Genomic DNA, 13161 nt, shown 5'->3' with positions numbered 1-13161 from the left:
TCTGGCGGCCCACCGGCCACCGTGGTCACAATCGCACCGCCCCGGCCCCCACCGGAGGGGCGGGGCGCCGAAAGCTGCCGAAGGAGCCGATGTGACCACCCGGGAGAGCGTCTCGGAGCACGGCCTGACCGTGCGCGCCCAGCACCGGCACAACCCGTACGACCACCTCTTCGACGACGCGGCCTTCGCCGGACTGCTGCTCGACCTCGGGCTGCGGCGAGCCGCCAGCATCTGGCGCAACCACACCGCCCCCGTCGGCGCCGCACCGCGCGATCCGTACCCCCGGGCGAGCATGGGCTTCGTCCTGCTGGACCCGACGGCCGGGCCCTGGGTGCCCGAGGCGCAGTCGGTGATGGCGGTGATCACCGTCGGCGAGGACGCCCACCGCTTCCTGCCCAGGGCTGCGGCCAAGGCCGCGGGCCACCGCCGGCTCGGACGCAACTACGGCGAGGCGGTCCTGACCGACCCCCACCTGTGCGGCAGCGGCGGGTTCCGCTACGGGCACTCGGCGGGGATCCGCGGCCAGATCGTCGGCGCCAGCTCGCAGTCCACCGACCAGGACCTCTTCGAGGCCGGACGGCTGGCCACCGAACTGGTCGACGCGCTCGCGAGTGCGCAACTCGCCTGGGAGGAGCGGACCGGCCCCGGTGACTGGTACTCCCCCGACGACGCGCCGCACCCCGTCTACCGGGAGATGGTCGCCTTCGCCCTGGACCGGGCCGAGGGCCCGGGCACGACGGCCCGGTAGCCGAATGCGCCACAGGCGAGCCCCCGCCCCCACGTCCGCGCGCGACCGAAGACGTTCGGCTACGAACCTCCGTCGGCCTGACCTCGCGGTCACTCCCCCGCGGCGAGCCAGCGCAGGCGCCCGTCCTTGGGAGAGGTTCGGCAGGTGAGCGCCACGCCCTTCGAGGAGGTGGCGGTGGCTCCGGCCTCCCGGCACTTGCGGTGCGGCTCGTTGCAGCTGCCCTTCTTCTTGCCGGGGATCTGGGCGCAGTTCTCGGTGTCGTGCGCTTCCTGGCCCTCCGGGGAGAGGTTGTCGTAGTTGCTCCCGTCGTGCCGCCCGGGCGAGTCACCGCCCGGATCCCCCGCCGGCGCACCGGCCCCGCCCTTCCCCGTGGGTGACGCGGCGGCACCGGTCCGAGGGGCGTCGGCCGACGCCGCCCCGGACGGAGTCGGCACGACGGACGCGGCCGTCGGCGCGGGCGAGGCCGCGGGGGTGTCCACGGTCGGCGCGGGTGATGCGGCTGATGCGACGGACGAGCGTGTCGCGGCCACAGGGGCGGAACCGACGCCGCAGGCCGCGACCGTGCTGAGGAGCAGGCCCGTGACCGCCGGGGCGGTCACCTTCGCCATGGTGCGTATGCTGATCAGGGGGTGGGACATCGGGCCAGTGTAGGCACTCAAGATCCTCACTCCGTGAGGAAGAGGTCGCCCTTGCGCAGGTTGCACATCCAGTGGCTCAGCTGCACGTTGTCGCTGGTGTGATCACCACCCGCGGCCACCGGCACCCGGTGGTCCAGGGTCGCGCACCACATGTCGGGCCACGACAGGGACGGGTCGACGGCGGTCCGGCAGATCTGGCAGATCCAACCGTCCCGTTCGAAGATCGCCTGCGGGTCCAGTCGCTCGATCTCGCCCTCCTGACCGAGCCTGCGCATGCGGTCGGCATAACTGGCGGCCGCCGTGCTGATGCGCTTGAGTCGCCGGGAGCGGGCGGCGTACGCGGGGGTCCACAGCGTGGGGACGTCCTGGACGCCGCAGACGTGAGCCGTCCAGGTGTACTCGTTGCCGTCCTGGTCGATGTCGCGGATGGTCTCCTGGTACCAGCGCCAAGTCCGCCCGCGGGCCTCGAAGGGCGCGTACGTGTCGATCTTCCGCAGGCCGAGGAACTGGCCCAGATGGAGCGACGTCGGGGTGCCGCTCTCGTCGACCTCGTAGAAACAGGTGGAGCCCGTCTCCTCGTGCAGGGCGAACACCACGCGGTCGAGGCTCCAGTGGTCCGGCGCTCCCATGGTGACCTGCCAGGGGATGTTCTCCGGCAGCAGGACCGACAGCGGCAGGTAGACGGTGCGAGAGCCGTGGCGCTCGACGAGATCGCCCGGCTTGGGCGAGAAGCCGAGGAACTCGTACGGAAACGGCGATTCCTGGGGCAGGGTCCTGAACACCTGGGGCCCACGGGGCGGTTGGGGATCCGGGGTGTTCGCGGGCGGCGGAACGACCTCGCCCCGTTCGATCTGCCGGTTCAACCGACGGTTGAGTGTGGCGTTGCACCGGGGCGAGCACACATGGCGGTCCCGTTGCTTCCAGTGAGCGGTCGGCGCTATGGCCTCACCGCACAGCCTGCACGGCTCCCCTCCCTTGGCTCGACTCTCGGCCTTGAGGACCTCGTCGCGCCACTGCCAGTACTCGCTGTCGTTCCCCACGCCACCGCGCCCTTCCGTCGACACACCGGCCCGACTGTAGACGAACCAGATCAACGCCGCCGACAGCCCCTCCCCCCGGGCGCGGGCCGGGAAGGGGGCTGTGTCCTGCGTCAGGGAGCGGCGTGGTTACGCCCGGCCGGTCGCCGGAGTGACCGTGACGGTGTGACCGGGATCGGCGGCGGAGGTCGCGAGCCGCAGGGTGAAGGTGCCCGGCTCGGTCGCCCAGCCGTGCGCGTCGGTGTCCCAGTGCTGGAACGCCCGCGGTGCGATCTCGATGCGGGCGAGCACACGCTCGCCCGCTTCGGCGCGCACGGCGGTGAAACCGGCGAGCCAGGAGACCGGTCGTTCGACGGCCGATTCCGGGCGGGACAGGTAGGCCTGGAGGACCTGCTTGCCCGGCCGGGCACCGGTGTTGGTGACGTCCGCCAGCACGACGACGCGGTCCCCGGCGGTGCTGACGGTGGGTTCGTCGATTCGCCAGCTGGTGTAGCCGAGGCCGGACCCGAACGGCAGCGCCGGCCCGTACCCGCCGGTCCGTTCGCGCTTGAGCCAGGCGCGGTAGCCGACGTGGACGCCCTCGGTGTAGGCGAGCCGGCCCTCGTGCGGCTCCACGACCCACACCGGCACGTCCTCCTCGCGGGCGGGCCAGGTGGTGGGCAGCCGGCCGCCGGGCTCGCGGGCGCCGGTGAGGACGTCGGCGAGCGCGGCGCCGAACTCCTGGCCGGGGAACCAGGACAGGACGACGGCGGCCACCTCGTCGAGCCACGGCATCACCACGGGGGCGCCGGAGTTGACGACCACGACCGTCCGGGGGTTGACCTCGGCGACGCGGCGCACCAGCTCGTCCTGGCCCTCGGGAAGGCCGAGGCTCGGACGGTCGAAGCCCTCCGACTCGATGGTCTCGGTGGTGCCGACGACCACGACGGCGACGTCGCTGGCGGCCGCCACCTCGATCGCCCGCCGGAACTCCTCGGCCGGGTCGCCGAAGAGGTCCTTGTAGCCGAACCTGACCATCGCGATGGGGAAACCGCCGGGGAGCGACAGGGCACAGGTCAGGCGCAGCTCGACGGTCTGGCCGTGGCTCAGGTCGCGGGAGACCACCCGCGCCGGGGGGCTCAGGAGCGCGGTGACGGGGTCGTCGCCCTCGGCGGGGGCGAGCGAGTCGGTGCTGACGGCCTCGCCGTCGATCTCGAAGGTGAATCCGCCGACTCCCGCGAAGCCGAGGTCGTGCCGACCGTCGCGGTCCGCGGTGAAGCGGGTGGTCAGCTCGACGCAGGCGGCCTGGGCCAGTCGCGGGTCGCCGAGCCAGCCGAGGCGGCCGCTGGGGAAGTTCTCCTCGGCGAACGCGGCACCGTCCTGGTCGAGGTAACGGACGTGGATCCCGTCGGCGCCCGAGAACGGGTCGGTGACCGTGCCCCGGGTGAAGGGGTGCAGCTCGTCGACCGGGGGCAGGCCGGGCGCGAACGTGACGGCGTGGTCTCCGTAGGCGTCCCGCAGGCCTTCGAGTGGCGTGACGACGTGGTGCGGGAACACGGCTGCCGATCCGCCACCCTGGGTGCGGGCCCGCAGGGCGTGCTGGCCGATCACGCCGACCGTCAGCCCGTCCCGGGGCTCGACCGGGAGGGTCCCGTCGTTGCGGGCGAGGACCATGCCGTCGGCCGCGGTCTCGCGCAGCAGGTCCGCGATGGCGGTGTCGTCCCAGGGCTCGACCGGGGCGGCCGCGGGGCCGCTGTCGAGGGCGCCGACGCGCGCGGCGAGCAGGAGCAGCCGGGCGACCTTCTCGTCGATCGCGCTCTCCGGGACCCTCCCGGCCTTCACGGCCTCGACGAGGGCCTCGCCCCACGGCCCGTCCGGACCGGGCATGACGAGGTCCAGTCCCGAGGCGGCCGACGGCTCGGTGTCGCGCACCGCCCCCCAGTCGGAGATGACGACGCCGTCGAAGCCCCACTCGTCCTTCAGCGGGTCGCGCAGCAGCGGGTTGGCGGACATCGGTGCGCCGTTGACGGTGTTGTAGGCGGACATCACCAGCCAGGCGCCCTCGTCGACCATCCGCTCGAAGGGGGCCAGGTAGACCTCCCGCAGCGTCTGCTCGTCCGCGCGGACGTCGACGGTGAAGCGGTCGGTCTCGGAGTCGTTGGCGACGTAGTGCTTCGCGGTGGTGGCGACGCCGTGCGCCTGGACGGAGGCGACGTAGGCGGCGCCGAACTCGCCGGTGAGGTAGGGGTCTTCGCTGAACGCCTCGAAGTGGCGGCCGCCGCGGGGCGAGCGGTGCAGGTTGACCGTCGGGCCGAGCACGACGTCGACGCCCTTGGCCCGGGCCTCGGCGGCGATCAGGGAGCCGAGCCGGCGGACCTGTTCGAGGTCCCAGGTGGCGGAGACGCAGCTCGCCGAGGGCAGGCTCGCCGACGGGTCACGGTCGTCCATCGCGATGCCGCGGACGCCGGTGGGGCCGTCGGAGACGACGATGGGGCGCAGACCGACGGCGGGTTCGTCGTGCAGCGACCACATGGATGCGCCGGTCAGCAGGCGCACCTTCTGCTCCAGGGTGAGGCGCTCGATCAGCGCGGTGGTGTGCGGAGAAGTGGGCATTGCCGCGTCCTTTCACTACAGGTGGGCGGGGTGGATCGGAGGGTTCGGCGGTGGGAGGGCGATCCGGTCAGCGGACGCTGCGGATCGGGAGGACGGAAAGAGCGCCCAGGAGCGCGATCACCCCGACGACCGGGTAGAGCGCGGCGTAGCTGTCGAAGGCGTGGACGATGCCCGCGGCCAGGACCGGTGCGACGGAGTTGGGCAGGGTCGCGGCGAGGTTGAGGACGCCGAGGTCCTTCCCGAAGTCGTCCGGGTTCGGCAGCACGCTGCTCATCAGGGCCTGGTCGACGGAGACGAAGGCCCCGAATCCGCACGCGACCACGAAGGTGTGCAGCGCGAGTCCGAGCACCGACGGAAGGACGAGCGGGATCAGGGCGCCGAAGGCGATGAGCAGTCCCGCGACGAGCACCACGGGCTTGCGCCGGCCGAAGCGGTCGGACAGCGGACCGGCCAGCGCCGTCGCGATGATGACGCCGGGCAGTGCGGCGAGCCCGAGCAGCGGTACGGTCTTCGTCGCCTGGTCCAGGGTCAGGCCGACGTAGTCCTGCGCCAGGTAGAGCTGGTAGGTGGTCAGCATCGCGTACCCGCCGAACAGCAGGAGGCGCCCGGTGAAGCCCCAGAAGAAGTCGGGATGCCGGACCGGGTTGACCCAGAAGGCGGCGAGGAAGGCACGCAGCGAGAACGGCCGGCGTGGTTCACCGCGGTTGTCCCGCTCGGGCACGAGGACGACGAACAGCACGATGGCGAGGAGGACGGCGCCGGCCAGGACCGCGTAGCCGACCGGGACGTCGTCGGCGAACAGCGAACCGAGGATCGGGCCGGCGATGCCTCCGAGGATCAGGCCCAGCCCCACGCCGGTCGAGTACCGCCCGCGCAGCCCCTCGGGGACCCGGTCGGGCAGCAGCGCGGAGAAGGGCCCCTGGAAGGCGTTGAACCCGAACTGCACGAGCATGGCGCACACGGTCAGCGTGCCCACGCCCGGCGCGAGACCGGAGGTGAACAGCGCGACGGCGCCGACGAGCGCGCCGACGAGCATCCACGGTCTTCGCGCACCGTACCGCGTGCGGGTGCGGTCCGACAGCACGCCGACGATGGGCTGGGCCACCATCGCGGCCACGGCGGCAAGGGCGTTGATCACCGCGAGGTTCGAGGTCTTCGCTCCCGGGTCCATCTGCTCGACCTGGATGGCGACGTAGTACGCCGAGGACGTGTAGCCGATCTGGGCCGCGGCGGAGACGAACGGGGCCGAGCGGAAGAGCCGCCGCAGTTCCTGCGGGACCTTGCGGGACGGCCCTGCGGCCGGGCCGTCGGTCGGCGCGGGGTCGTACGCGGGCCCGGGATCGGCGAGCGTGGGCATGTGGGTCTCCGATTCGGTCGCCGGGGCCGGTGCGGGCCGGTGCGACGGGCGCGGGTGCCGAGCCAGGCGGGGCTCGGCTCGAGGGTGCGGACGAAGGTCTGCCGGCGAGCCGGTCATGACGCTCCTTCGTTCATCCGAACGAAACGAAAAGTTACCACTCTGACGGTAAGGTTTGGGAAGGGTAACACAGGCGCGATACTGGAGCGATGGCAATGAAGCGGGGCAGCTACCGAACCGGACGGGAGCGCGTCGAGCGCATCCTGGACGCCTCCCACGAACTGTTCATCAGCACCGGTTACCGGGCCACGTCGCTGCGCGACATCGCCGCCGCCTCGGGGATCTCCCACCCGGCGCTGCTGCGTCACTTCGCCTCGAAGGGGGAGATCCTCACCGCGCTCGTCGCCCGGCTCGAACGGGAGCACGGGGAGTGGCTCGCAACCGCTGCGGCCGACGGAGGCCGGCCCTTCTCCGCGGCCGAGCTGGCCCGGCACAACGACGCCACGCCCGGCTGGATTCCGCTGTTCACCGCACTGCTCGGCGAGGCGACCAGCCCCGAGCACCCGGGCCACGAGCTCATGCGGAGGCACCTGCGGGCCGGCACCCGCCTCGGCGTCCGGCAGTTCGGCACCCGGGGCGGCGACGAGCGTTCCGTGAAGCTCGCCGTCCAGCGGCTCGGCGCCGCGTGGGACGGCCTCCAGATCCTCTCGCTGTACTTCCCCGGCCGGATCGACATCCCCGGCCAACTCGCGGCGTACGAGGACGACCTGAGGACGAACGGGCTTCCGCCCGCACCCACGGCCCCCACGCCCGAACCGGCGCGCGCCGTGGAAGCGGACGCGCGGTCAGAGCGGCCGCCGCGCGCCCGGGCCGTCGAGGCCGCGGCCCGCCTGTACGCACGCCACGGCTACCACGGCACCACCATGCAGGCCGTCGCCGAGGAAGCCGCCCTGACCAAGGCCGCGCTCGTCCACGTCGCCCCCACCAAGCGCGCCCTGCTCGACCTGGTCGTCGCCGAGCTCTTCACCCCCGCACCCAACGAGACCGATCCCGGCAGCCGGTTGCAGGCGCTGCTCGACCGCCCCCGCTGGCAGGCCGCCGCGGAGGTCGTGCTCATGTGCGAGGCCACCGTTCCGTCCCACCCGGCGCACCGGCACATGGCCAGGCGGCTTGAGTACAGCCTCTCCAGCACCGCCCGACAACTCGTGGCCTCCGAGCGACTGTCAGAGGAGGAGGCGGACACCATGGCGCAGTGGGCCGTCGCAGTCGCGCTTGGAGGCCTGATCGCCTGGCTCTACGAACCCGATGACGTCGACTTGAGGACCCTCATCGAGGGGGCCCTCCCGGCCGGCCCTCGCACCGGCCTCGCGAGCGGGGCGCCCACAAACTGACCGGGGCCGCCGCGCCGGCGCCCCGGCGGGTGGGTCAGGCCCCGGCTCGCTACGGGTGGTGGTCGCCCGCCCACCGGCTTCCGCCGCTCACGGCCGCGCCACCCGGTCGAGGAAGGCGTCCACCAGGTCGTGCGCCCGGCCGCGGGGCGCTTCGCCCAGCCGGCGGGTGTGGGCCAGCAGGTCCTGCGGCTCCAGGCCCTGGTCCCGTACCTGTTGCGCGAGGCCGTTGCCGAGCCACATCCGCAGGATCTCCTCGGTGAGTTCGGGGTGGAACTGGACGCCGAGGGAGCGGCCGATGCGGTAGGCCTGGGGGCCGGCCGTGCTCCGCGCCAGTTCCACCGCGCCGGACGGCAGGGTGAACCGGTCGTAGTGGGACTGGAACCAGGGGCCGCCCGGCACCAGGTCCGGGGCGTCGGTCTCGATGTCCATCCAGCCCAGTTCGGGGTGCGCGGCGCGCTCCACCGAGCCGCCGAGCGCGGTGGCGAGGGCCTGGGCCCCGAAGCAGATGCCGAGTACGGGGATGCCCGACCCGTGGGCCTCGCGCAGCAGTTCCAGTTCGCCGCGGACCCAGCCGCCGATCGTGTCGTCGTCGACGGACCAGGGGGCGCCGAAGGGCACGATCAGGTCGTAGCCGGCGGGGTCGGGGAAGGAGAAGTCGACGCCCGGGGCGCCGAACCGCTCCGCCGGTACGACGGTGACGGCGTCCAGGTGGTAGCCGCGCTGGACGAGGCGCTCCCCGATCAGGCCGGGCAGCGAGATGTGGTCGTGCTGGATGACGAGCGCGCGCATGCGAGAGGTCCTCCCGGTCCTGGGGGCCACCTGCCCCCCGAGGCCGCACCACCCCTTGTGAGGGCCGGATCGGCCGCATATTGTTTGGAGTCAAATGACTCTGGACAGGATACACGGAGGTCCCCCGATGCCGGAGGTCGTCACCCACGAGGAATGGCTGCGCCGCGCCGCCGAACTGCGGCTGCCCACCGCACACCACATCGACGGCGCGGACGAGCCGGGCAGCGGCGGCGACTACGCCGTGGTCTCGCCCCGCGACGGACGGACCCTCACCCGAGTCGCCGACGCCTCGCCCGCCGAGGTCGACCTCGCCGTGGCCGCCGCCCGCCGGGCCTTCGACTCCGGCCCCTGGCCCAGGCTCGCCCCGGCCGAACGCGGGCGCGTCCTGCTGCGCCTCGCCGACCTCCTGGAGGAGCACCGCGGCGAGCTGGCGCTCACCGTGAGCCTGGAGATGGGCAAGCCGATCAGCGACGCGTACGGCATCGAGCTGCGCGCCGCGATCACCACCTTCCGCTGGTACGGGCAGCTCGCCGACAAGCTCACCGACGAGTCCCCGCAGGTCTCCCCCGACGCGCTCGCCCTGGTCACCCGGGAGCCCGCCGGGGTGGTCGGCGCGGTCGTGCCGTGGAACTTCCCGCTCACCCTGGCGTCCTGGAAGGTCGCCCCGGCGCTCGCGGCCGGCTGCACCGTCGTCCTGAAGCCCTCGGAGTCCTCGCCGCTGTCCGCGCTGACGCTGGGCCGGCTGGCCACCGAGGCCGGGCTGCCGCCCGGGGTGCTCAACGTCGTCTCCGGCGACGGCCCCACCGCCGGCCGCGCCCTCGGACTGCACCCCGACGTGGACGTGCTCGCGTTCACGGGCTCCACCGCCGTCGGGCGGCACTTCCTGCGCTACGCCGCCGACTCCAACCTGAAGCGGGTCTGGCTGGAGCTCGGCGGCAAGTCCCCGAACATCATCCTCCCGGACGCCCCCGACCTGGACGCCGCGGCGGCCACCGCGGCCTGGGGCATCTTCTTCAACCAGGGCGAGATGTGCACCGCCCCCTCCCGCCTGCTGGTGCACACCTCGATCGCCGAGCGGGTCACCGAGGCCGTGGTGGCCCGGGCCCGCGCCCTGCGGATCGGCGACCCGCTGGACCCCGCCACCGAGATGGGCGCGCTGGTCGGCGAGAGCCACGTGGAGCGGGTGCTGGAGCACATCGCGTCCGGTCGCGCCGACGGCGCCAGGCTGCGCACCGGCGGCTCCCGCACGCGTACCGGGAGCGGCGGGAGCTTCCTCGAACCGACCGTCTTCGACCGGGTCGCCCCCGACTCCCGGCTCGCCCGCGAGGAGATCTTCGGCCCCGTGCTCTCCGTCCTCGCCTTCGACGACCTGGACGAGGCCGTGGCGCTCGCCAACGACACCGAGTACGGCCTGGCCGCCGGGCTGTGGACCTCCGACCTGACGACCGCGCACCGCGTCTCGCGCGCCCTGCGGGCCGGGACGGTCTGGGTGAACTGCTACGAGGAGGGCGACCTGACGGTGCCGTTCGGCGGCATGAAGCAGTCCGGCAACGGCCGCGACAAGTCGGCCCACGCGCTGGAGAAGTACACCGAACTCAAGACCACCTGGATCCAGCTGTGAGCACCCCCTCGACCGCACACCGGCCGCTGATCGCGATCCCCGCCCGGTTCTCCGCCACGACCTCGGCGCTGCGCTACGCGGCGGAGGTCAACGCCCGAGCCCTGGTCGAGGCGGTGTGGCGGGCGGGCGGCGAGCCCGCCACCATCCACCCGCACGCCCCCGGAGGCACCGCCGACCCGGCCGAGGTCGCCGCCCGGCTGGACCGCTTCGACGGACTGCTGCTCCCGGGCGGCGGCGACCTGGCGCCGCACCGCTACGGGCCCGCCGAGGCGCACGAGAGCGTCTACGACGTCGACGACCAACAGGACGGCTTCGACCTGGAGTTGGCCCGCGGCGCACTGTCCGCCGGACTTCCGCTGCTGGCGATCTGCCGGGGCCTCCAGGTGGTGAACGTGGCGCTGGGCGGCACCCTGCACCAGGACATGGGCGGGCCCGACCGGGAGCACCGGCACCTCGTGCACCCCGTCTCCGTACGACCGGGCTCCGCGGTGGCCGAGGCGCTGCGGGCGGAGCGGGTCGAGGCGTCCTGCTACCACCACCAGCGGGTCGACCGGCTGGGGGCCGGGGTCGAGGTCACCGCCCGGGCCGCCGACGGCACCCCGGAGGCGCTCGAACTGCCCGGCGCCACCGGCTGGTTCACGGCCGTCCAGTGGCACCCGGAGGACACCGCCCCCCGGGATCCGGCCAACCAGGGCCTCTTCGACGCACTCGTCCGGGCCGCTCTGAAACGCTGACTCCCCGAGGAGAGGAGAGCACCGAACCGGCGGTCGCCGGTTCGGTGCTCCGTGCGTGGAGAAGGCCCTACGGCTTGGCCCTACGGCCGCTGCGCCGCGGCGCCGGCTCGGCCCCGTCCAGCAGGCTCAGCCGACGCTCCTCGCCGTGCGTCTCCACCTGCACCACGATCCGGCGCAGCGCGTCGGCCGTGCTCCGGCACTCCTCGGTGCTGAGCGGAGCGGCCACGAACGCCTCCTCGGCGTTGAACTCCGGGAAGAGGCGCCGCATCAGGGCCTCGCCCTCCTCGGTGAGGCTCAGCAGCACCAGCCTGCCGTCGGTGGGGTGGTCGGCACGCCTGACCAGGCCGCGCGACTGGAGGGTGCGGGAGACACCGGTCAGGGTGCCCTTGGAGATCCCGGCCTCCTCCGCGACGTGGCGGGTCTCCGACTCCCCCCAGATCCAGATCACCCAGAGCACCACGAACGCCGTCCAGGTGAGGTCGGAGCCGCGCAGCACCGAGTTCTCGAAGTGCTGCCGCACGGCCGACGCCGCGCGGTGGATGTTGGCGACCACCGCCATCTGATCGTGCTGGATGGGGATGCCGCCGAGTTTGGCCTGGACGAGTTTCTCGGCCTCCGTGATGGAACGCTGGCCCGGCACGGTCCCCTCCTTTCGCAACGCGACGGGTCGTCGGCTGCGGTTTCGGCGAATTGATCGTTCGGGGCCAAATATAGCGGGGTCGAACCCCCGTACGGAGGCTCGACCCCTGGGCCGTGCGGCCCTGTCCCGGGCCGTACCGTCCTGCCGCGGGCCGTACGGCCCGGTCAGCCGTCGATGCGGGCGGCCGTGCGGGCCCGGGGCAGCCGGGAGAGCCCGGCGCACACCAGGAACACCAGCGGGACGGCGGCGGCGAGCACCGTCGCGGTGGCCGCCTCACCGCCGATCAGCGTGGTGAAGTTCGCCACGATGAGCCAGATGGCCGCCGCGATGCCGAGGACTCCGAGGGAGGGGGCGATCACGGTGTTCCAGACCCGGTCGTCCAGCCGCTCCCGGCGGAAGAACACGATCACCGACACGGAGGTGAGGAAGTACATCAGCATGATCGCCAGCACCGCGACACCGCTGCCCCAGGAGAAGAGCGTCATCACCGGGTCCTTGCCGGCCAGCGCGAAGGGCATCACGAACGCCAGGGCGATGGCCGTCTGGACGGCTCCGGCGACCCCCGGGGAATGCCGCCGGTTCAGCCGGCTGAGGCCGCCGGGCAGCAGTCGGCGCCGGCCGAGCGAGAAGAGGTAGCGGTTGGCCGAGTTGTGGAAGGCCAGGATGCCCGCGAAGAGCGAGGTGACGAGGAGGAAGGGGAGCACGTCGCCGGTCCAGGCGCCGAGCCGCTCGGCGATCGGGGCGAAGACGAAGACGGAGGCGTCCCCGCCCTCCAGCGCGGCGTCCGCCGCCGCGACGGCCTTCGACGGACCGTACGCGGAGACCAGCATCCAGGTGGCGAAGGCGAAGAACAGCGTGATGACGCTGACGGCCAGGTAGGTGGCGCGCGGGATGGTCTTGCGGGGCTCGCGCGCCTCCTCCCCGTAGATGGCCGTGGCCTCGAACCCGAGCATCGACGCCAGGGCGAACATCAGGGCCACGCCCGGGGCCCCGCCGAGGGCCGCGGACGGCGAGAAGGTCTGCGCCGCGGCCAGCCCCTCCGGCCCGCCGCCCCGGACCAGGACCAGGACGCCGAACGCGAGCAGGATGCTCACCTCCGCGAGGACGAACACCGCGAGCACCTTGGCGCCCATCTCGATGCCCGCCGCGCCGAGCAGCTGGACGACGGCCATGGTGGCCAGGACGCAGGCCCACCAGGGCACGTCCCAGCCCAGGTAGCGGGCGAACAGACCGCTCACCATGGACCCGTAGAGCCCGTACATGGCGGCCTGCACGGCGTTGTAGGCGAAGAGCGCGACGCCGGCGCTGCCCGTCCCGGCCGTGTCTCCCAGGCCCCTGCCGATGTAGCCGGCGAAGGCTCCGGCGTCCACCACGTGGCGGCTCATGGCCACGTAGCCGACGGAGAACAGCAGGACGAGTGCTCCGGCGGCCAGGTAGGCGGCCGGGGTGCCCGGGCCGCTGCCCAGGGCTATCGCGATGGGGGCGGCGCCGGCGATGCCGGTGAGCGGCGCCTGCGCCGAGAGGACGAAGAAGACGATGCCCAGGACTCCGAGCGCGTTGGGCTTGAGGGATCCGCTCGGTCTGCGGGCTTGGTCCGCGGCCCCCTCGGGGCCGATC

At 73.2% G+C, this 13161-nt stretch carries 11 protein-coding genes; 4 read left to right on the top strand and 7 right to left on the bottom strand.

Going from position 1 to position 13161, the window contains the following annotated elements:
* The first annotated feature begins 91 nt into the window (after positions 1–91).
* A complete protein-coding gene (locus J0670_RS13530; protein WP_207811784.1) occupies positions 92–748 on the top strand; it encodes a hypothetical protein in 657 nt (218 codons plus the stop codon).
* Positions 749–837: 89 nt separating this feature from the next.
* Here J0670_RS13530 and J0670_RS13525 read toward each other — a convergent pair whose 3' ends face one another.
* The 4 genes from J0670_RS13525 to J0670_RS13510 all read right to left on the bottom strand — a co-directional run bounded on the left by J0670_RS13525 (position 838) and on the right by J0670_RS13510 (position 6372).
* Entirely contained in the window at positions 838–1356 is a 519-nt protein-coding gene (locus tag J0670_RS13525) for a hypothetical protein (protein ID WP_207811783.1), read from the bottom strand.
* A gap of 56 nt (positions 1357–1412) precedes the next feature.
* On the bottom strand, positions 1413–2168 hold the full coding sequence (locus tag J0670_RS40245; protein ID WP_207811782.1) for an HNH endonuclease: 756 nt from the start codon (positions 2166–2168) through the stop codon (positions 1413–1415).
* Positions 2169–2552: 384 nt separating this feature from the next.
* Positions 2553–5015, bottom strand: coding sequence for a glycoside hydrolase family 3 C-terminal domain-containing protein (locus tag J0670_RS13515; protein WP_207811781.1), 2463 nt, complete (start codon positions 5013–5015; stop codon positions 2553–2555).
* A 67-nt stretch (positions 5016–5082) separates the two neighbouring features.
* A complete protein-coding gene (locus J0670_RS13510; protein WP_207811780.1) occupies positions 5083–6372 on the bottom strand; it encodes an MFS transporter in 1290 nt (429 codons plus the stop codon).
* 206 nt (positions 6373–6578) lie between these two features.
* On the opposite strand from J0670_RS13510, the gene J0670_RS13505 reads away from it, so the two are divergent.
* Positions 6579–7760, top strand: a complete 1182-nt coding sequence (locus J0670_RS13505; protein WP_207811779.1) for a TetR/AcrR family transcriptional regulator — start codon at positions 6579–6581, stop codon at positions 7758–7760.
* Positions 7761–7847: 87 nt separating this feature from the next.
* Here J0670_RS13505 and J0670_RS13500 read toward each other — a convergent pair whose 3' ends face one another.
* Positions 7848–8549 carry a type 1 glutamine amidotransferase gene (locus tag J0670_RS13500; RefSeq protein ID WP_207811778.1) on the bottom strand — a complete coding sequence of 234 codons (702 nt, stop codon included), beginning with the start codon at positions 8547–8549 and terminating at the stop codon, positions 7848–7850.
* A gap of 127 nt (positions 8550–8676) precedes the next feature.
* Between J0670_RS13500 and J0670_RS13495 the strand changes: the two genes are divergently transcribed.
* Positions 8677–10170: an aldehyde dehydrogenase gene (locus J0670_RS13495; protein WP_207811777.1), complete on the top strand. Its 1494-nt coding sequence runs from the start codon at positions 8677–8679 to the stop codon at positions 10168–10170.
* Positions 10167–10904: a gamma-glutamyl-gamma-aminobutyrate hydrolase family protein gene (locus J0670_RS13490; RefSeq protein ID WP_307806508.1), complete on the top strand. Its 738-nt coding sequence runs from the start codon at positions 10167–10169 to the stop codon at positions 10902–10904. Before J0670_RS13495 ends, J0670_RS13490 begins: the two co-directional genes overlap by 4 nt.
* Before the next feature lie 67 nt (positions 10905–10971).
* Here the strand turns inward: J0670_RS13490 and J0670_RS13485 are convergent, their stop codons facing one another.
* Positions 10972–11544, bottom strand: a complete 573-nt coding sequence (locus tag J0670_RS13485; protein ID WP_207811776.1) for a MarR family winged helix-turn-helix transcriptional regulator — start codon at positions 11542–11544, stop codon at positions 10972–10974.
* Positions 11545–11708: 164 nt separating this feature from the next.
* On the bottom strand, positions 11709–13160 hold the full coding sequence (locus J0670_RS13480) for an APC family permease (protein ID WP_207811775.1): 1452 nt from the start codon (positions 13158–13160) through the stop codon (positions 11709–11711).
* Position 13161: the final 1 nt, after the last annotated feature.

It is taken from the genome of Streptomyces sp. FH025 (assembly GCF_017427025.1).
In the GTDB taxonomy this organism is placed as follows: domain Bacteria; phylum Actinomycetota; class Actinomycetes; order Streptomycetales; family Streptomycetaceae; genus Kitasatospora.
The sequence above is the reverse complement of the archived record's forward strand: the minus strand, read 5'-3'. Positions and strand labels throughout refer to the sequence as shown.